This is a genomic window from Methanococcoides sp. DA23 (assembly GCF_057593895.1).
The window spans coordinates 1,076,637-1,096,795 of record NZ_CM172520.1; the positions used below are offsets into that span (position 1 = coordinate 1,076,637).

General features: G+C 39.7%; 20 protein-coding genes. 11 read left to right on the forward strand and 9 right to left on the reverse strand.

The genetic code is table 11. From position 1 onward, the window contains the following. The first annotated feature begins 56 nt into the window (after positions 1 to 56). The gene (locus AC20MK_RS05320; protein WP_487356936.1) at positions 57 to 1,436 is read left to right on the forward strand and encodes a hypothetical protein; all 1,380 of its coding nucleotides are present in this window, start codon (positions 57 to 59) and stop codon (positions 1,434 to 1,436) included. Positions 1,437 to 1,475: 39 nt separating this feature from the next. Here AC20MK_RS05320 and AC20MK_RS05325 read toward each other — a convergent pair whose 3' ends face one another. From AC20MK_RS05325 to AC20MK_RS05340, 4 genes are all read right to left on the reverse strand, one after another. Next, on the reverse strand, positions 1,476 to 2,408 hold the full coding sequence (locus AC20MK_RS05325; RefSeq protein ID WP_487356937.1) for a nucleoside recognition domain-containing protein: 933 nt from the start codon (positions 2,406 to 2,408) through the stop codon (positions 1,476 to 1,478). A 41-nt stretch (positions 2,409 to 2,449) separates the two neighbouring features. Next, positions 2,450 to 2,983 (reverse strand): winged helix-turn-helix transcriptional regulator, encoded by a 534-nt coding sequence (locus tag AC20MK_RS05330; protein WP_487356938.1) that lies wholly within the window; start codon positions 2,981 to 2,983, stop codon positions 2,450 to 2,452. A gap of 7 nt (positions 2,984 to 2,990) precedes the next feature. Then, positions 2,991 to 3,260, reverse strand: coding sequence for a hypothetical protein (locus tag AC20MK_RS05335; protein ID WP_487356939.1), 270 nt, complete (start codon positions 3,258 to 3,260; stop codon positions 2,991 to 2,993). A gap of 103 nt (positions 3,261 to 3,363) precedes the next feature. Then, the gene (locus AC20MK_RS05340; protein WP_487356940.1) at positions 3,364 to 4,191 is read right to left on the reverse strand and encodes a hypothetical protein; all 828 of its coding nucleotides are present in this window, start codon (positions 4,189 to 4,191) and stop codon (positions 3,364 to 3,366) included. A gap of 230 nt (positions 4,192 to 4,421) precedes the next feature. Between AC20MK_RS05340 and thrC the strand changes: the two genes are divergently transcribed. Beyond that, complete coding sequence (gene thrC, locus AC20MK_RS05345) at positions 4,422 to 5,765, forward strand: threonine synthase (RefSeq protein ID WP_487356941.1); 1,344 nt, start codon at positions 4,422 to 4,424, stop codon at positions 5,763 to 5,765. A 254-nt stretch (positions 5,766 to 6,019) separates the two neighbouring features. On the opposite strand, the gene eif1A is transcribed toward thrC, so the two are convergent. Beyond that, entirely contained in the window at positions 6,020 to 6,340 is a 321-nt protein-coding gene (gene eif1A, locus AC20MK_RS05350) for a translation initiation factor eIF-1A (protein WP_487356942.1), read from the reverse strand. A gap of 412 nt (positions 6,341 to 6,752) precedes the next feature. Further along, positions 6,753 to 7,658: a pirin family protein gene (locus AC20MK_RS05355; protein ID WP_487356943.1), complete on the reverse strand. Its 906-nt coding sequence runs from the start codon at positions 7,656 to 7,658 to the stop codon at positions 6,753 to 6,755. A gap of 215 nt (positions 7,659 to 7,873) precedes the next feature. Here AC20MK_RS05355 and AC20MK_RS05360 point away from each other — a divergent pair, with 215 nt between their 5' ends. Further along, positions 7,874 to 8,698 (forward strand): nitroreductase family protein, encoded by an 825-nt coding sequence (locus tag AC20MK_RS05360; protein WP_487356944.1) that lies wholly within the window; start codon positions 7,874 to 7,876, stop codon positions 8,696 to 8,698. A gap of 55 nt (positions 8,699 to 8,753) precedes the next feature. Here AC20MK_RS05360 and mtaA read toward each other — a convergent pair whose 3' ends face one another. Next, on the reverse strand, positions 8,754 to 9,791 hold the full coding sequence (mtaA, locus tag AC20MK_RS05365; RefSeq protein ID WP_487357069.1) for a methylcobamide:CoM methyltransferase MtaA: 1,038 nt from the start codon (positions 9,789 to 9,791) through the stop codon (positions 8,754 to 8,756). A gap of 225 nt (positions 9,792 to 10,016) precedes the next feature. On the opposite strand from mtaA, the gene AC20MK_RS05370 reads away from it, so the two are divergent. Beyond that, the gene (locus AC20MK_RS05370) at positions 10,017 to 10,859 is read left to right on the forward strand and encodes a MerR family transcriptional regulator (protein WP_487356945.1); all 843 of its coding nucleotides are present in this window, start codon (positions 10,017 to 10,019) and stop codon (positions 10,857 to 10,859) included. A 65-nt stretch (positions 10,860 to 10,924) separates the two neighbouring features. Here AC20MK_RS05370 and AC20MK_RS05375 read toward each other — a convergent pair whose 3' ends face one another. Then, positions 10,925 to 11,350 carry a cupredoxin domain-containing protein gene (locus AC20MK_RS05375; protein WP_487356946.1) on the reverse strand — a complete coding sequence of 142 codons (426 nt, stop codon included), beginning with the start codon at positions 11,348 to 11,350 and terminating at the stop codon, positions 10,925 to 10,927. Between the two features lie 149 nt (positions 11,351 to 11,499). Here AC20MK_RS05375 and AC20MK_RS05380 point away from each other — a divergent pair, with 149 nt between their 5' ends. The 7 genes from AC20MK_RS05380 to sp36 all read left to right on the forward strand — a co-directional run bounded on the left by AC20MK_RS05380 (position 11,500) and on the right by sp36 (position 19,588). Beyond that, the gene (locus AC20MK_RS05380; RefSeq protein WP_487356947.1) at positions 11,500 to 12,990 is read left to right on the forward strand and encodes a small ribosomal subunit Rsm22 family protein; all 1,491 of its coding nucleotides are present in this window, start codon (positions 11,500 to 11,502) and stop codon (positions 12,988 to 12,990) included. A gap of 194 nt (positions 12,991 to 13,184) precedes the next feature. Beyond that, entirely contained in the window at positions 13,185 to 14,345 is a 1,161-nt protein-coding gene (locus tag AC20MK_RS05385) for a sensor histidine kinase (RefSeq protein ID WP_487356948.1), read from the forward strand. Between the two features lie 238 nt (positions 14,346 to 14,583). Further along, on the forward strand, positions 14,584 to 15,189 hold the full coding sequence (locus AC20MK_RS05390) for a hypothetical protein (RefSeq protein ID WP_487356949.1): 606 nt from the start codon (positions 14,584 to 14,586) through the stop codon (positions 15,187 to 15,189). Between the two features lie 272 nt (positions 15,190 to 15,461). Further along, positions 15,462 to 16,067, forward strand: coding sequence for a hypothetical protein (locus tag AC20MK_RS05395; RefSeq protein ID WP_487356950.1), 606 nt, complete (start codon positions 15,462 to 15,464; stop codon positions 16,065 to 16,067). Positions 16,068 to 16,235: 168 nt separating this feature from the next. Continuing rightward, positions 16,236 to 16,784, forward strand: a complete 549-nt coding sequence (locus tag AC20MK_RS05400) for a GNAT family N-acetyltransferase (RefSeq protein ID WP_487356951.1) — start codon at positions 16,236 to 16,238, stop codon at positions 16,782 to 16,784. Between the two features lie 295 nt (positions 16,785 to 17,079). Further along, positions 17,080 to 19,287, forward strand: a complete 2,208-nt coding sequence (locus tag AC20MK_RS05405) for a PocR ligand-binding domain-containing protein (RefSeq protein ID WP_487356952.1) — start codon at positions 17,080 to 17,082, stop codon at positions 19,285 to 19,287. A gap of 121 nt (positions 19,288 to 19,408) precedes the next feature. After that, entirely contained in the window at positions 19,409 to 19,588 is a 180-nt protein-coding gene (gene sp36 / locus AC20MK_RS05410) for a Sp36 family protein (protein ID WP_011498679.1), read from the forward strand. A 5-nt stretch (positions 19,589 to 19,593) separates the two neighbouring features. On the opposite strand, the gene AC20MK_RS05415 is transcribed toward sp36, so the two are convergent. Then, positions 19,594 to 20,130, reverse strand: a complete 537-nt coding sequence (locus tag AC20MK_RS05415; RefSeq protein ID WP_487356953.1) for a DUF2115 domain-containing protein — start codon at positions 20,128 to 20,130, stop codon at positions 19,594 to 19,596. Between the last annotated feature and the right edge of the window lie 29 nt (positions 20,131 to 20,159).

Sequence of the window (20,159 nt, forward strand, 5' to 3'; positions counted from 1 at the left end):
GAATACTCAAAAAGAATTCCAGAATATTTTTAAGCTGGAAGCCTAATTCTTATAGTATGGAATTTAGGAGATCGTTCGCATATTTTTTAATGATCTTGCTATTCATCTCATGCATGGGTTGTATCTCAGATGATGTTCCATCAAACAATAATGATCGGTATGCCGATCAAGCTCTTCCTGGTCCAAATATTGAAAACCATAGTATAAGCCTCAAAAAGACGGCAGTTCTTGATATTGAGAACGGTTATTCTCTGAAATTACTGGAAATAAACAGGAAGGAGAATTATGTTCGTTTCTCTTTTAGAAAAGAAGGTCGGGAGTATTTGACCTCAAAATTGATCCCCGGTAGCACCTATACCATAAAAGACCCAAACGGTGAGTACGCTATCTACTCAGTGATTGTAGATAAGATCCACGATAACAATTTTCTCATCGACATGACCTATACGACAAAGTCTTCCATCTCTCGGGAGGTTCAAATTTCAGATAATGATCTCCAGAAAGTGCCTGAATCTAGTATTGGAAGTGATACTATAACCCGATATTATGAGTGGGAATACGATGGTACTAAATTCAGTATGACAGCCGAGTATTACAAAGACAGCTATGAGAGATATTCCGAAAGAACCAGATCCCGTGATTTTGAACAGTTCGTAACAGACACATATGATGATACGTTAATATCCCAACTTACTTCCCAGATGGAGGAAATGGCCTATGATGGCGGCTATGGGGAAAACGATATCCCTTACATAACCGTGGCCTTTGTGCAATCACTTCCATATGTAAGCGATAGTGCTTCAGCTGGTTATGATGAATATCCCAGGTTCCCATTCGAAACACTCTACCATGGTGGCGGCGACTGTGAAGATTCATCTATACTGCTTGCATCTTTGCTTTATGACATGGGCTATGGTGTAGCACTTCTCGAACTTCCCGGACACATGGCAGTAGGTGTGAAAGGTGGCGATGAACTCTCTGGAAGCTATTACAAATATGACGGTACAAAGTATTTCTATCTGGAACCCACGAATTCCGGTTGGGATGTGGGTGTTATCCCGGATGAATACAAAAATGAGAGTGTAATTATAACCCCAATCGGATCAGTTTCTCCTGAATTGCGGCTCACATTTACCGGTGCTGGTGAGAAGAATTCCTATCAGACCTCTGTTGATCTGGAAATTACGATAGAGAATGTTGGTTCAATTACTGCGGAAGATGTAGTGATACACACAGCTCTTGAGAGCACGGATGAAGGAATGGTCTGGTATCAGATCAAAAGTGAAACTATTCCTTCAATTGTTCCGGAAAGCAGTATCACTTACTCTGTCTCCGGATTGAAGGTGCCTGCTGGTGAAAGTTATCGCGTGGGTATTACAGCATGGGGTTCTAACGTCAATTCCGAATATATCTCTAGTGAATGGACATCCTCTTAAAAGAGGGATATCTCAAATAATGCACATATTTTCCCAGGCTTACCAGAAAAATAGGATAATGCCTATAATTGCCAGCATGATACCATTCTGCATGATGAGGGAGATCGTCATGATCTTCAACCCCAGTTCTGGTCGGAATATTCCTGTGTAATATGGTAGCATGCTCTTAATTCTTGGAACACTTGCCAGCACCCTTCCCACCAGAAGAGCTAGAATGATATCCCTTGTGCTAAGCATTTGGGCGGTGAGTAGATTTCCGGCGATCGTATATGCGGCTATATTACTGGCAAACCATCCTGCGATTATTGGCAGACCTTCTGCTGGCACATAATTGATAAGAAAAGAGGTTTTCATAATATCGGCTATCAGATCGAATATTCCTGTTTCCATTAACTGGAAAATAGCTATTGATACAATTGTTGTCGTCAAGACCATCCTCATTACTGTTCGCTTTGACCTTTTCAGTGCGATCAAGGATGCTTTTCTCAACGTTTTCTTTTCAATATCAGTATTAAGTTTGCCCGATGTTCTCGGTGTGAGGAGGAGTCGTGCTGCTACCAGGGCTATTAGCGTTTTCACAAAACCTATGAGCACTACAATTCCCAGATAGATCAATCCTGTTGTTCCCAGCAATGCGACTATTATGGGGAGAAGGTCCCTTGAAAGCACAATACTTGAGGGGAATGAATTCACCATTGTTGCTATAATAGTCTCTTTCCTGTCTATGTGCTCATCATAGTGTAATTTTGCTATCATGGAATTTCCTGCTGCAGAAGACCCAAATGATGTGAGAAAACTAAGCCCAATTTCCTGTCTCAGATGGCCAAAATGCATGAGGGGGGAAGCAATAAATCCAAACTTATTGACCCATCCCATTTCAACCAGAATGGCCATGGCAAGTGTTCCTATGATTATCGGAGGAAGGACCTTTATAAGATATTCAAAAGCTAGAAAAAGTGCATCTATCCACATTTGCGGAACAATTGATTATATTGGTTAAGAGCTTTACGCATTCAATCCCTTTTTCTGTTCTTCTTAAGGTCCCACATCTCAGCAAAATTATCCAGGAGACTGTCAAGAAAGCTTTCCTTATAGCAGATCAGTAATTCAGCCACACGTTCAGGTTCGTTTAGAACAAAATGGCTTTCTCTACCATTTTTTACCTTTGTTATTACTTGTCCTCTCAGCAGCTTGTTCAGATGCCAGGAAGTTGTTGATGGTGCCAGACCAATAGCATTAGAAAGCTCTCCATTGTTCATACTTTCATTTTGGAGTAAATTGATAAGAATATGTCTGCATCCCGTTCTTCTCAAAAGGCTCAATATATTTTTGTCCCTTTCTTCCAGTATCCTGTCACTGGTAAAATAGCGTACGAACTCTTCATCCTTGAACGAATATATGAACCGTTCCTTTTCAAGATAATGAAGATGATACTGTAAACTTCCTATCACTATATCCAGACGTCTTTCAAGCTCCCTTAAGTGAATGCCGGGAGATGTTCGAATCAGGTCATAGATCCGCCTTCTTACCTTTAATTCGAGTTCCATGGTGGCTTTAGTCTTTTGTTAATATGGCAATTGAGAATAACAGCAGTACGATAAAATTGAAAGAACCTGCAATGAACTCTATCGTATCTCCATTTTTTGGAAAGAACTCTTCGGTCGCATCCAAAAATGTCATCAGAAAATAGAATAAAAAAGCTCCTGTTACAAAAAGCAATTTTCGTCTTCTCTCTCGAACATAAGTAAGGAAAGCTATAACAAAGAGCAATAATGCCAGTAGACTTGATAGCAATACTATTATGTTGTCTGTTTCAAAAGGCATCTTCCAGGCTCACCTATCCTTTATTTTTAAAATAAATACGGAAGAAATGTTAATTGATTAAATGTAACCTCTCTTCCAAAGTAGAAATCTATTCGTTCAATATTCATTCAGTAGTTATCTCTATCAATTCCATGTATCCGGAATCACCTTCTACTATGATCTCTTTAAGCTGTCCTACGCCTTTAGCATAATACTTGTTCTCTGCAACTCCCGGTTCAAGAGGTGTCCATTCTCTGGTCAAGAGGCAATTGTCAAATGAGCCATATTCTACGGTGATCGATTCGGTCAGGCTTATGACTTCTGCCATATCTTCAGCTTCATCTTTTAGATATTCCTGGCGATACTCATCTCCGACCTGTGGGTCCATCTTCATGATAATGCCTGGCTTTGCACCATTGACACCGGCTTCCCATGAACCTTCATCGCCCACATATTTGCCATCTTCATACTCTTTTGAATCTTCACCGAAGTACCAGATGTTGCCATCTGCATCCTGTGCGTACCAGTCATCGGTCTCTTCAATAAGTTCCCCGTCTTCCCAAACTTTATCGTTTACTACTGTGGTCGTAACGCCCATAACAACCTTTGTTTCATGGGTTACATAGACTACATTTCGCTCTGTTTCCTTATCCTCATTTTCACCCTCATAGATGAAGGTGGTTCCCGGGATAAGTGGGAAGTATGGATTATCGATGACCTCTACAAAGCCCTCTAAATCGATAGTCGGATCGTATTCAGTGGTATTCATGCTTTCGGTAGATTCGGTAATATCTGTTTCCATTACTTCATCGGCATCAATTTGTTCAACGACATCTTCTACATCATCGATAGTAGCTTCCGGGGCAGGTTCGCTGTCTATACAGCCGGCAGTAAATATGGTGACCATCCCTATTAGGACAAAGATCGTTAACAATATTGTTTTTTGTTTCATACTGGCATCTCCTCCTCAACTTATTAGTTAAAGTTATGAGACTTACTATAATAGCAATTTTGGTACATTTCTCGAAATGTTTGGATGATAATAAATTTTCTATGACATATTCAAATGGTGGACAGTATCCCATCGAAATATTAATTATAAAAGGAAGCTTTTCATACTTCATACGCCTTTAAAGAACAAAAGAACATAATGTTCGCCAATCAAATTGAGATCTGATCAAAATGAAACTCTATAGTACCAATCTCAAAGCAGACGAAGTATCCTTCGAAACTGCTCTTATTACAGGTCTTGCTCCGGATAAAGGCCTTTACATGCCAAAAGATCTCCCCCATTTCTCAGAGGAAGAGCTTACTTCCATAAAAGATGAGCCATATCCTGAGATAGCCTTTAGGTTGCTCAGCAGGATACTTGAAGGTGAGATCGATGAAGCATCATTGAAAGAGATCACATATGATGCTTACAACTACGATGTTCCTCTGGAAGAAGTGGATGAGAACACATACATAATGAGGCTAGATCGTGGACCCACTGCTTCATTCAAGGACTTTGCTGCCCGTATGATGGCAAGGTTGATGCAGTTCTATCTCAAAAAAGAGAACAAGAACCTGACAATCCTAACAGCTACTTCCGGAGATACCGGCAGTGCTGTAGCGCATGCATTCTACGGTCTTGACAACATAAAGGTGATCGTTCTGTTCCCTGAGTCCGAAGTATCAGACCGTCAGAGAAAGCAGATGACCACCCTTGATGGCAACATCTCTGCCATTGCAATGGACGGGAAGTTCGATGACTGCCAGGCATTGGTCAAGCAGGCTTTTGCAGACCCTGACCTTAAACACCTGAACCTTTCATCAGCAAACTCTATCAATATTGGCAGACTCATACCGCAGTCCATATACTATTTCTATGCCTACCTTAAGCTTAGGGAGTTCCCGGAAGAGATCATCTATTCTATTCCTTCAGGAAATTTCGGTAACATGATGGGATGTGTGCTCGCAAAGAAAATGGGTGTGCCAATTAAGAAGATATTAGCTTCTGTGAACGCGAACGATGAAGTGCCTGTTTTCTTCAACACAGGTGAGTACTCGAAGATCGAACCTTCCAGAAACTGTATCTCAAATGCAATGAATGTCGGTCACCCGAGTAATCTTGCCAGATTGGTGACCATATATGGTGGTGAAATGGATGAGACCGGCCACATAAATAAGATGCCTGATATGGATGTTCTCAACAATGATATCTTTTCTACATCAGTTACCGATGAGGAAACAATGGATATTGTCAGGGAATTCTATGAGGAATATGGTATTTTCATTGAACCCCATGGAGCAGTCGGAATAAAAGGACTTCTGGATTACAGGGCAGTTTCCAATGACGACACACTGGCTGTGACACTCGAGACCGCTCACCCGGCAAAGTTCCCTAAAGAAGTGATGTCTGCAATAGGTATCGATCCTGAACCACCCCAGACACTCAAGGATGTCGAGGCAAGGGAAGAATTCGTGGAATTTTTAGGAGCTGACTATGAGCAGTTCAAGAACTACCTGAAGGAAAAGCTTGACTAAGCTTCTTCTTTTATCTCTCATTTTCTTTTTTGTTATTTTTAAGGTAGAACCGCTCTGGATCTGTCAATATGTTCTAGCACTTTTTTAATCATACCTGACAGTGATATGTCCAGATCAATGGATTTACAAAATAATGTTCTTCAGCTCAAATAAACGTATTCCGTATATCGAAAATAACAAATGGAAAAATAAACTGAAAAATAAATTTAAGAAAAAATAAGATGATATGAAAAGCAAAAATTGCTATTCATATATTATTTCAGGAAACCCTTTCTCTCGAGCCACTCGACCTGTGGTCTTGTGTATTTCCATATTACTTCTGCTTTTGAATCCTGGAAATCCCATGGTGTGATGATCACAATATCGCCTTCACGTACCCACATTCTCTTTTTCTTTGAACCAGGGATACGTCCCATTCTTACGATACCGTCCATACACTGGAGGGTAACTCTTTTTCCTCCGAGGAGGGCACTTACGGTTGCAAGTATCTCATTGTTCTCTCTTCGTGGAGTCCTAACTCTTGTGACAGCTGGAGCATCTGTCTTGCCACCACGACCACCATTATTTTTTTTCATATTACTTCTATAATTGGCCAGATTAATTCCTCTTTAGTTTAATGATAATTCTGAAATTTTTAGACACATTTCACTCAGACAATAGGTGCAATACCTCAAAACATTGAGGTCATCTTCCCGCCTCAAGACCATTTTCGATCTTTAAGGACCCATACAATTCATTATTGAAAATGAGATGATTTTGAATAACAAATCATAATCGTCTTTTTTAGTTATAAAATCCATTCAATCTATATAAAGTCAATTGAAGAAGTTGTCGGATTCAACTCTAATCTCATGATATTTAGCTATTTTGTTGGCATTAAAGCACATTTTCAGGCCTAAACCCATCCTTCTTCTTCATATATTCTTATACCTTTGTCCATTGCCTGCCCGATATTTTCAAAAACAGCGGTATCGAACAGTTTTGATATCAGGACTTTATAAATGTCCCTTTCCTATATTCTTCAAAAGCTATCTCTAACTCTTCCTGTGTGTTCATCACAATAGGGCCATACCATGCAACCGGTTCATTAAGTGGCTTTCCTGAAATAAGTAAGAATCGAGTGCCTTCATCTCCAGAAGTTACCGAGATACGGTCACCGTCATTGAACATGATAAGATTTTCGGGGCCAATGGAAGATGAATTTTCAAGGTCTGAATATTTAGCACTTTCTGCTTCATAAGCATAAGTGTATTCATTTTCATCAAAAGAACCGTTTCCCTTCATCACATATGCAAAGACTGTATATCCCATTTTAGTGGGGTGCGTGAATACTGTATTAGCTGGAATTGTCACATCAAGATATTCAGGATCTGTCACAATGTCCTGTACAGGCCCTTTATTTCCTTCTATTTCCCCACAAATGACCTTTACACGGACATCATTATCTAATTTCACTTCCGGGATCTGTTCACTTTTTACTTCCCGATACCTTGGCTCCATCATCTTATGGGATGCCGGGAGGTTAGCCCACAATTGGAATCCCCAGAGGCTGCCATCGTTTTCTCCTTTTGGCATTTCCTGATGAACTATCCCACTTCCGGCAGTCATCCACTGTACATCCCCGGCATTGATAACGCCTGAATTTCCCATGCTGTCACCATGCTCTATTTTTCCTGAGAGCACATAGGTGATGGTCTCTATACCCCTGTGCGGATGCCAGGGAAATCCCATTAAAAATTCATTCGGATCGTTCGAATGGAAGTCATCAAGCAGGAGAAACGGGTCAAGTTGAGGCACCTGGTTAAAACCAAAAGCTCTTTTCAGGTGTACTCCCGCTCCTTCAATGGTCGGCCTGCTCTTCATTATTTTATTTATAGATCGTGTAGTACCCACATAAATTCCCCATAATACATGTTTGTCTGATACTATATGTTGTTAATGCAGAACAGATCGATCGTCTGAAACGACAGATCTGAATTGTGTCGATCAAAGATCTAACTGAAATTGAAATGATTACATTTTAAATTTAGAACTCAACAGATGAAAAGTTTATACGTTCTTAACACCAACATTAAACGAACATTAATTTTGAAATGTTAGGTGATAGTATGCAAGTGATCTCTGTAAACCCTGAACTGTGCACTAATTGTGATGTATGCGTAGAACTTTGTCCGATGTCGATAATACTTCCTGGTCCGGAAGGTGGAACTCCTTACAGTCCAGAAGAAGCAGCTGCCTATTGTGCCAAATGTGGACACTGCGAAGTATTCTGTCCAGAGGGTGCAATTTCCACTTTGTTCGACTCGACCTACTATCAGCTTCAGGATGATAGTTTTCCTTCCCTTACGTCATCAGAGATCGGTAAATATATGGTGATGCGGCGCTCTGTCAGAAGCTACACGGATGAATCTGTCGAGAGGTCTACAATTGAAGAAATACTTGATATTGCTCGCTATGCTCCTTCCGGTATGAACAACCAGCCGGTACATTGGACCATTGTCCACGACCCGGAGAAAGTAAAGAAGATCACTTCTCTGTCAATTGACTGGATGCGTGAGGTTGTGGCCGATGACATTGAGCATCCTCTCAAGTCACTGATGCCAACTCTGATCTCGGTTTATGAAAATGGCGTTGACCCCATATGCAGAGGAGCGCCACATTTGGCTTTTGCTCACACCGAGGCTGAGAATCCGACTGGCTATACCGATAGTATCATAGCCCTTTCATGGTTCGAGCTTGCAGCACAGGCGTTTGAGGTAGGCACATGTTGGGCTGGTTTCCTTGCCATTGCAGCAACCTCCTACAAACCACTCATGGATGAACTTGACCTTCCACAAGGACATGTGGTGCAATACAGTATGATGTTCGGTCATCCTGAGCATAAGGTCAATGGCATTCCCGGAAGGGATCCTGCGAGGATAAACTGGATATGAGAATAAATAATACGAATTGTGGTATATAAATAAGATAAATAGTTGGAGAATAGGCTCACAGGAGCCCTTTCTCCAAATAATATTCATCCCTTGCAGCAACGAATGCTTTCAAGTTCTCCAGTGATGTATGAGGTGCCAGTCCGCAACCTGGTGCGAGAATATCGACTCCATCCTCTATACACTGTTTTGCTTCTTCTTTAACCTCTTCGGGCTTCATCCCAAGAAGTGTATGCACAGGCGAAACATTTCCTATCAGGCAGGCCTTATCACCGATGACGCTTTTTGCATATTGGACCTCTACTTTCTCTTCTATGCTTATCCCATCGAAACCAGAGATGGCAACTTTTTCGAGGATATCGGCAGAATCCCCGCACATGTGGGCTATGGTCTTTCCTTTTATCTCACGGTTAAGCCTTTTGTATTCCGGAAATATCATCGTTTCAAAGAATTCCGGTGGGATCAACTCTGGCCCTGCTTCCGAATCAGGTATGCAGACAACATCAGCCCCGCGTTCCAGGAGTGCATTTGAATATTCTATGCAAATATCGGTGCCGAATGTTATCAGTTCCTTGATGGTATCGGGGTTTGAAATGAACCACATGAGGTAGTTCCTCACACCCACAAGCGATAAAGTAATGGCAGCTGGTCCGAGGTGACCTGCAATTATTGGTATATCCTCGTCAGCTCTCTTCTTGATGATCTCGGTGGCATCCAGAATGGTCTTTATCCTTTCAGACTCAAGGAAATTCTCAGGCACTGTCAAATCTTTCACATCATCAACGGTCTCAAAAGGAAAATCGTTGATGGAAGGTTGTGTGTCAAAGGTCCCCTCTCCCATGGTACAACCTAATGTCTGGGCGATAGCAGTGCCATCGAAGGGATAGCGGATACCTTCCAGGCCAGCTACTTCATGTCCTGCAATGGCGAGTGTGGCCATTTTCTCAGAATTAAAATGTGCTTCTGGCCACTGTGTGCCCGAAGCCTGCATAAGATCAATGGTCCCTGTCTGTGTAACTGAACAGACGGGTACTTTGTCGACTTCCTTACCTTCAAGCGATCTGATGAATCTTTCCTTTGGTGTAATATCTGTCAGGTGAAACCCTCCTTTATTCGATTAGAGCTAACATTCCTCTGTGAATAGTTCAATATGGGTTGATATGTCTGTTTATTGGTTCCATACAATTTCAGGCTCTGAACTACTTTAAATTTGTGATTCAGAAGTTCATTGTATTGCTTTGATGTTCCAGCTTAAAAAACTCTTACCCATGGCAGAAAAAATCCAATTATATAGTTTCAGGCCAATCATCAATTGAGCAGAATGAGATTCGATCGAATACCAATTGGTAAATTTTCATTGATGACACACCTGACACAGAAAGCACTTCGTCTATATGACCACAAAGGGCTCCTTGTGCCTGCATCAAAAGATGCGTTCACCGGATATCGTTGTTATACTTATCCGCAGATAGAAAGAGGAATTAAGATACGCACTCTTTCATGGGCGGGGTTTGGGTTGGAAGATATTGCAAAATTGCTGGATGCTGAAAAACGAAATGATGGTGTTGTTATTGGGAATATGATGCAAAAAAAATATGCTGAAACTCAATATGAAGTTACGAAGCTTCAAAATGTACAAAAGCTTCTGCTCAAGCAAATGGATACCTTGGAGTTGTTAAGTATGTCAGTATCAGAACCAATCTTAAAAGAAGTACCGAAAATGCGTGCACTTAGTATGCGTGAAAAAGGAACATATGAAGAGACCATTGGTAAATTGATCGGGGAGCTTTTCGGGTTTGTTGAAGGGCAAGCAGGTAAGAAAAGCAATATTAAGATCATAGCCCCTGTCATGTTCATATGTCATGATGAAGAATACAAGGAAAATAATGCGGATATTGAGGTAGTTCTCCCCATTTCCGGGAGTATCACCAACGAGACTCCTGCTGTGAGTCTCACAAGCATGCCTGCCATTAAAGCGGTATCTGTTATTCACAAAGGGCCGTATGAAGAAGTAGATGTGGCATATTCCAAATTGTTCGAATATATGTCTGAACACTCTCTTACGATGTCTGGTCCTGCACGTGCCATCTACCTCAATGATCCTGCAGAGGTTACAGAAGATGAATTGCTAACCGAGGTACAGATCCCTGTAAATGAAATTTGAGGGGTATTCCCCTCAGTTTTTGAAAAAAGTCAAACTTTTAACCTATGTCTTTCAATCCAGGTTCTTCAGGCTTCAACGATTACAGTTCCCTTCATATATGGATGAAGAGTACATATATAATCGAAAGTTCCTGCCTCTTCAAAGGTCATACTGAATGACTCTCCTTTGGCAAGTATTCCTGAATCGAAATTATCGTTGTTATCTGTGGCTGTATGTGGTGCTGAATCCAGGTTTGTCCATTTGATCGTATCTCCAACGGATATGCGGATCTCCTGTGGATCAAATTCGAAGTCTTCGATCATCACTTCTACAGTTGTTCCCATGCTCTCTTCTGTATCTGTGTGCATGTTTTCATCGTCTTCTGCTTCCTCAGTCTCGGACATCTCATCTTCTATGATATCTGGTTCGTCTATGATCTGTTCAGTGCTATCTGCACATCCAGCGACTAGGATCGCCGTAAGTAATACGAGCAATACAATTAGTTTGTTCAAGATATTATTCCCCCATTAATTCCTTAGTAAAATTACGATGTACATCGATAATATGTATTTTGGTTCTTAATGGGAATATTTTCAGTATGATAATTATCAATTTTTCTTCAACAATGCTTTTATCATTTGGAATCGTTCCACTCCACAAGATGCCTGCTAATAAAGTACTCTCTGTCCTGAAATATGTCTCTCGTATGAAAAAGGAGTTCATGCTCTCTGAGCTCAAGGATTATGTTGAAGACGAAATGTCTATACAATCCATTTATGATGAGGTTTCACCATCTCTGTTCGACCTTAGGCTCAATGCCGTACCAATGGGGAACGATTTCAGGATAATACGAGCTCCTGGGAAAGAAACCCTTGTGCTCAGTCCTGAAGATAAGGAATTGATGAGCTCATTTTTAAAGTTTGGTACTATTCCTAAGAAGCTCCAAAGGCTCATTGAACAGTATATTGGCGAAAAGACCTCTAAGGACTGGGATGACCCTATAGTCCTGGAGAAAATAAGATGGGCGATACAATCCCAGAAGGCCGGTTACTGGAAAGAAGGCAAGGCAAGGAAGATAAGCTATGAGAAAGGCTACAGTATCCTTGGTTATCTTGCTTATCAGTTCCCTGTATATTTCATCCAGTTCCAGCATGTCCTCTACGGTATGGAGCTTGACGGCCTGCTCAAGACGAGAATGAAGATAGTTGACTTCGGTACCGGCCCGGGAACCGTTCCTGCTGCAATAGCAGACCATTACATGCGATTGGGCAATGCAGAGGTCGATATACATAGCGTGGAGCTCTACGATGAGAACCTCGAAGCATATAGGCATATTGTCCCTGAGTATGCAAAGGACAATTTGAACGTGAAGGTTGAGGAGCCTATAAAGGCAAATATCAAAGACCTTACAGCTGATGATCTTCCTGATAAGGTGGATATGATGGTTTTCTCGAACGTGCTCAATGAGATAAGTGAACTATCCCTCGATGAGAAGGCAGCTCTTCTTAAGGAATTATCTAAAAAGCTCGTTGATGATGGTAACATCGTTCTGATAGAGCCTGCTGACAAAGCGAATTCCACAGAACTAAGAAGGCTGATGTTCGCTCTCAAAGGCTCAGGACTTAATGTTTACAGCCCCTGCTCGTTCATCTGGTGTGCCGGATGTAAGCCGGATGAATGCTGGAGCTTTGAGCAGAAAAATGATATCAATCCGCCAGTTCTGATGAAGAAGCTTGCAGACTGTGAAGAACCGTTCCGTTACTTGAACACTGATATCAAGTATTCCTATGTGATCCTGAGAAAGGATAAGCAGACACGTATCAAGTTCAAGGTACCTCTAAAAGCGAAATTCGCAAGACTTGCAACGATAGATAAATTTGCAGACAAACGCATCAATATCGTTTGCTCCGTGATGTCAGGTGATCTTGGTGACAATAAGTATAGTGTTTACAAAGTATGTGATGGCACTTCAAGAAAGCAGGTATATGTGATCTTACCATTCCACAATATGAACGTGGAAAACAACGCGATCAAAGAAGTGGATTATGGTGGCATCATAAAAATATATGACGTTCTTGTTAAGTACAATGAGGAAAAGGACTCGTATAATTTAATTCTCGGTAAGATGAGTGCTGTCGAAAAAGTTGAATGAACTTAGGGCTGGATCATTCACTTTTTCTTTTATCATTGATTATGAACTACTACATATTGACCTGGGGATGAACGTATTGGGACGTTCATCTCTAAATATTGTTTAACCTATAGTTCAAATAAAGCATATAATCTATATCATATATCATATTTTAAAAATGATATCTATTTAAGAAACTGAAACCCTAATATTCTATGGGGTTGGTTAGAATAGGTACATCTTCTTATATTGATGATGTCAAAATTAGTGATGAAACAGTTTCTAAATGGCAAAGAATCGTGGATCTGATGGCTCAGACCTTACACGTTCCTGCTGGTCTCATCATGAAGGCGGAGCCTCGCCATCTCGAAGTGTTTGTATCGAGCAAAACAAAGGGCAATCCATACAAAGCGGGAGAGCTGGTTGATCCTGGGTGGCTCCATGATCCTGATATTGAGCTCGAACTGAAATATTATTTAGGTTTTCCGATCAAATGGCCAAACGGCGAAACATTTGGTACAATTTGTGTCCTGGATAATAACGATAACTCTTTGTCCAGTTCTTCTCGCGAATTAGTGTTTGAGTTTAAGGAAATAATTGAAACTGATCTTTTAGTTATTTCAAAGGCATATGAGAACGAACTAATTAAAAAGGAACTCATTGAAGCAAAAATGGAGTCCGAAAATACCGGTAAGACAAAAAGTGATTTCCTTGCGAGCATGAGCTATGAATTACGCACGCCCCTTAATTCGATCATAGGCTTTTCTGATGTGCTGCTAACTGAACAATTCGGCTTGCTTAATGAAAAGCAATTAAAATATCTAAGCAATGTTTCTACAAGTGGAAAGGAGCTGCTGGAAGTTATTAATGGCTTATTGGAACTTTTAAAAATAGAATGTGGCAAATTACAACTTCAGATGGAAGATATTGATGTATCCGAAGCCATGCAGGAGGTAAAGGTCCTATTAGAGCCTATTGCATTGGAAAAGGATATCATTTTAGGATGCAATGTGGAATCTGATGTTGGGATCATAAAGGTTGATCGAGTCAAGTTCAAAGAGATCTTGTATGATCTGATGAATGATGCTATCAAATTTGCATCTGCTAATAGCACGATAAGATGTCATGCCAATGTTCATGAAAGTGAATTACATATTAGTATCCAATATATAGGGGTCGGAATACCAAAGGAAGAACTGGATAACGTTTTCCATCCTTTCATGCAGGTTAGAAATTACCACTTGCAAAAATATCAGGGGACTGGATTGAGGTTGCCAATTGTTAAGAAGATAGTTGAATTGCATGGGGGTACTGTCTGGGTTGAATCTGAACCTGATACTGGAAGTACTTTTAATTTTACTATTCCTTATTCATAAAAAAAATGATCTGGCTTTTTTATAGTACAGGTTTATATCACATTTTTTTATTTTCTTTATTATTCATGCTAACTGTGTCTATTTCCTACTGTCTAATTGTTGTCATTTTGGCTCTGTATCAAAAAGTAATTCAACAATACTTAAATAACATTGACTTATATCAAGTTACGTTGATTTAGTAATTCTAGGTCGAACAGTTAAAACTAATGGAGGTTATTGAATTTCAAACAATGATATCATGGATGAGATTAGAACAGAACTTCTCTCTTCAAAAGGAATTGGTTCAGTTTTGTTCCTTGACGAAACTGACCGAAAGAAGATAATCGAATTTGAAAGAGAGGATGAATTAAATGGATCAATAGTATGCGGTAAAAAGAACAACGTTGGAATACGTCAGGTTCTTGACTGTGATGTGATGATTGGTTTTTTAACCAATAATGAGTTTCAGTGGCCTACAAATCATATCAAAGTAATGCACGGTGACAAGCTCATCGGTGAAGATGTGTCCGATCCTCTGGATCTTCAGGAGTATCATGACGATCATAAATATTGTGTTTTGGGTAATATCGTAATACTTTACGAGGAGTTCTTAAAGGGGAAGTCCTCAAATGATCCGATATATATGGTCATTAATGCACATCCTTTCCCTTCCATTGAAGTGGTTTCCGGGATTTCCGGGGCGCTTATTGCTTCACCTTCAAGAGCATCGGATGAATACATGCGATCTCTTTCTCAAGATGATAAAATGTTGCATGTTGGTTCTTTCCTTCTGGGATTCAACCTGAAGTCCTTGGAATATGCCAGCAGTCTAGTAGCCGCTCCTCTTAAAAGTAGCGTTTATTGATCAAAAAGTGAAGGAAAAAAGGAAATTGGGGATGTTTTCGACCTCTTTTGACATTCTCAATATTTCCATTTCTTTTTTTGACCATTAAAATGATCGTAAAAGATGATCTATATCAAGCTCTTTAGAAAATCTATTGTTTTGTGTCCGCATCAAAAAGTAGCTGACTCAATAATACTTAAGTAACATTGAATTATAACAATATACATTGATTAATTGATCTTGGTCGATCAGTTAAAATCAGTGGGGGTTATTAAATTACAAACAAAGATATTATGGATGGGGTCCGAACAGAACTTCTATCTTCAAAAGGGATCAGCTCAGTTCTTTTCCTTGGCAAAACTGATCGGAAGAAGATACTCAAGCTTGAGAAAGAGGATGAACAAAAAGGACTAATTCTGTGTGGCAAAAAGAGCAACGTTGGTATCCGTCAAGTTCTTGGCTGTGATATGATCCTAGGATTTTTGACCAACAGTGAGTTCCAGTGGCCTAAAAATAATGTTAAATTGATGCACGGTGGCAAGCTCATCGGTATGGATGTACTCGATCCTGTGGAACTTCAGGCTTACCTGGAAGATCCCAAATATCGTGTTTTGGGTAATATTGTAATACTCAACAAAGAGTTCCTGAATATAAGGTCCTCAACTGATCCGATAGATATGGTGATCAATGCACATCCCTTCCCTTCCATTGAGGGGGTCTATGGTATTTCAGGAGCAATTATTGCTTCACCTTCAGTAGCTTCGGATAGATACATACGATCACTTTCTCAGGATGATGATAGGGTTTATGTTGGTTCTTTCCTTCTGGGATTCAATCTGACTCCCTTGGAATGTGCTAGCAGTTTGGCAGCTGTTTCTGTAAAAAGCAGTGCTTATTGATCAAAAAGTGAAAAGAATAAGGGTAAATTGGGGATGCTTTTCTACCTCCTTTACCATTCCCAATACCTTTCTTTCCTTTACTGACCATTCAAGTGATCATCAGGATTATTTTTTTATCAATTCGGGTAAGACCGCTATTGTTATTTATTTGACGAACTATGGTCATTTATGTCTTTAAAAGTGCCTGAAGGACTTGAAACCGAGAGAACGCTCCTACGTCCTTTCAAAGGGGATGATCTTGATGGCTTCTATGCTTTCATGTCTGATGAGGCAGCTACTAAATATCTTCTGTTCACTACTGAGCAGAAGACCTACGAAGGTACTAAAGAGCTGCTGGATATGACTATTGCAAATTACTATAGTGATGAACAGATATATGCTCTGGCAGTTGAGCGTAAAACCGATGGAAATTTCATTGGTTCTGTCGGGCTTGGTCCGGATCGAAAAGGTTCGGGATATCAGATGTTCTGGTTGATCCTTCCTGAGTACTGGGATATGGGATATGGTAGTGAAGCTACTAAAAAGCTCCTTGAATATGCTTTTTCTATACTCGGGTTAGAAATGGTGACCGCTTATTCTCATCCAGACAATATAGCATCTGAAAGATTTGCACTAAAACTGGGGATGGTGAACAATGGCATTGTTGATATTGATCTATGCGATGAACCTCATGTTCAGTTCGTTATCAGAAAAGATGGTCACGATAAATTACTTTAAATATATCCGATTCAATGGTTTTACATTTACAGGCATGTTCAAATACTAATGAAAATACATTCCTGAAAGCTTCTATTATCTCTGTTTTCCCAAGATTTTCAAATGTATTAAAATATCCTGTAATGCCAGAATATAGGCATTAGCTGACAATTTTGTTTTGTATTATTTGCTAAATCTCATAAAGCTTTTTAATCAATAATGGACAAATTATAACCTAAGGAGTTCGAGTGGAACTATAACAAATTCAATGAATTGGCAATAAACAACATTTGAAATAAAAGCGGGGGTTCATACTTTGATCAATACTTTTTCATCAGGTCCAACTACTGAAATGAACTACAATTTCGTTGATCTTGTTGATACTTGCAAGCTACAGACCCTTATGGAAAGTTTTTATGCTGCAACTACCATTCCCTGTGGGATCCTTGATATGGAAGGTAATATCCTGGTTGCTGTTGGATGGCAGGATATTTGTGTGAAATTCCATCGTTTAGATCCTGTTACCGAGAAGCGTTGCAGGGAAAGTGATAAACATTTCATTAAGCTCTTTGAGGATAGTTCTGTAAAGGACAAAGGCTATATGGAATATATCTGTGGGAATGGAATGATCGATATTGGTATTCCGATATTTGTTGAGGGAAAACATCTTGCAAATATTTTCCTTGGTCAATTCGTTTACGAAAAACCAGACTCTGATTTTTTTATAAAGCAGGCAAATGAAGTTGGTTTTGACGTTGATAAGTACCTTAAAGCTCTTGATAAGGTTCCTATCTTTAGTAAAGATAAGATTACTCACATTATAGATTATTATATCAAGCTCGCTTCCTTTCTTACGGATATCGGTTTACAAAACCTGAAGCTTGCAAGAGCTGAAGAAGCCCTTCTACTTGATGAAAAACGACTTGAAGCTCTTTTAAAGCTTAACCAGATGTATGATGCCACCTTCGAGGAGATTACCGATTTTGTACGTGAAGAAAGTATTGCCCTTACCAATAGTAAGATCGGTTATCTGGTATTTTTAAATGATGATGGGACCTTGCTTTCTATGCACTCTCGAACTCAAGTTGCGAATGAATGCATTATCAAAGATGACGTTCCAGACTTTCCTCTTGAGTCTGCTGGACTATGGGTTGAGGCCGTTAGGTATGGAAGGCCGATCATTACCAATGATCATGGAGCACTTGATCCTCTCAAAAAAGGTTATCCTGGAGAACACTTAAAGATCCTGCGCAATATGGATATTCCTGTGTTCGATGGTGAAAAGATAGTGGCTGTTGTGGGTGTAGGGAATAAGGAAACGCCATATGTTGAATCAGATGTTCGTCAACTAACCCTGTTAATGGATGGTATGTGGAGGATGGTAAAGCGCAGAAAAGCGGAAGATGATCTTTACAAAAGTGAGGGGAGAAATCGATCAATACTAAATTCCATTCCTGATCTCATGTTCAAGTTTAATGGGGATGGGATGTTTATAGATTATAATTCCCCTTCTGAGGGATCTCTAATTGTTCCTGCTAGTGATTTCATTGGAAAGAATATTTCCGATATTTTTCCAAAACACATTTCAGCTCCTTCAATTGTGAACATTAAAAAAGCGTTGAAGGATGGTAATATTGAGATACTTAATTATCAAATTGATCAGGATGACGGCGTTCGTTATTATGAATCTCGTTTTGTTGCCACCGGGGAAGACGAGGTGTTGGCGATCATTCGGGATATTACTGATCGAAAGGAAGCTGATAGAATACTTCGTGAAAAAGCAGAGGCTGAAGCTGCAAATCTTTCCAAGAGCAAATTCCTTGCTAATATGAGTCATGAGCTAAGAACCCCTCTAAATGCAGTTATCGGTTTTTCAGAAATGCTCGCGAGTAAGAATTTTGGTGACCTTAATGAAAAGCAAGAACGGTATGTAAATAATATTTCTTCAAGCGGTAGTCATCTTCTTGAGATCATAAATGATATTCTGGACCTTTCAAAAATAGAAGCAGGAAAGATGGAACTTTTTATCGAAGAATTCAATTCTATAGATGCCATCGATGAAGTTTGCTATTCTTTGATGCCCCTGATTCTTAATAAGAACCTTAAATTGAACTTTTTTGTTGATGAGGATGTGAAATGGATATTTGCGGATCTTATAAAGTTCAAGCAGATACTTTATAATCTACTCAGCAATTCTGTTAAATTCACTTCAGAAGGCGGTTCTATAACAATTACTGGTTCAATTATTGAAAATGAGAATCATTTTAGTGTTGAAGATACTGGCAAAGGTATCGCACCTGATTCCCTTTCTTGTATCTTCGATCCTTTCTCACAAGTTGAGAAATTTGAAACAAAAGTGGAAAAAGGGACCGGACTCGGTCTTGCTCTTGTCAAGCGTTTTGTTATGCTTCAGGGGGGTAGAGTTTGGGTTGAATCTAAACTTGGTAAGGGAAGCAAGTTTTCATTCAGCTTACCGATAGAACCTGTCCATATTGGAGAATCATCCATACCTTACTTGGAGTGATATTGCCATAATAATCAAATTTACTTGAGTTATAGGTAAATCTAATTTTTAAAAACTGTTATATAGCATCAAAGCAGTCTTTTTATTGTAACCAATACTCCTAAAATAAGAGGTAAAACATATGGCTTGCTGGGAATATGATATTAAGATGATTCGAATGGACAAGATCGACACTACCAAGGAAGATCTAAATTCACTTGGGATTGATGGCTGGGAGTTAATCAAGTTTGATGGTCAACTCGATAGTTCCGGTAAAACTACCGGATATTTCAAGCGCTTGTTAGATGGAGCTAATATCTAAAGTTTTTACCATATATCTCCATCTGTTTTTGCAACTTCTTCGTTGTCCTTACAAATGCAATATTTGCAAAGGGCAATGTCAACTTCCTTTTGCTTGTTTTTGATAGGACAGTAATATTCACCGTCCAGTTCCATTATTGTCATTCCTCCGGGAAGGATCATGCCCACTGGATGCAACGGTTTTTTTGTGATGAATATGAGGTATGGTGTTACTATGCTCATAAATCTCTGAAAGTAATCTTCAAGAGGGTCCTCGCTGACTTGCTGCTCGTAATTTTTGATAAGTTCTTTGTACGTTTCAGGATCTATCTCTTCGATCGCAGGATTCGATCTTAAGCCCTTTATTTCCATAAAAGTCTCATAGTAATAACTAAATAATTCTGTTGAATAGGCCTTTTTATATTTCTCTGGTAGGAACTTCACGTGATTGAGCATGAATGAACGTGCTTTCATAATATCGTTGTTCGATAGCCTTCTTGCATCCTTTTCCAGGGATGCAAGAAGTTCTTTGGTGTTCATGTTCATCATTTTCGATATGCTCATTAATGTATTTTCCCTGTTCGAAGAGTTTC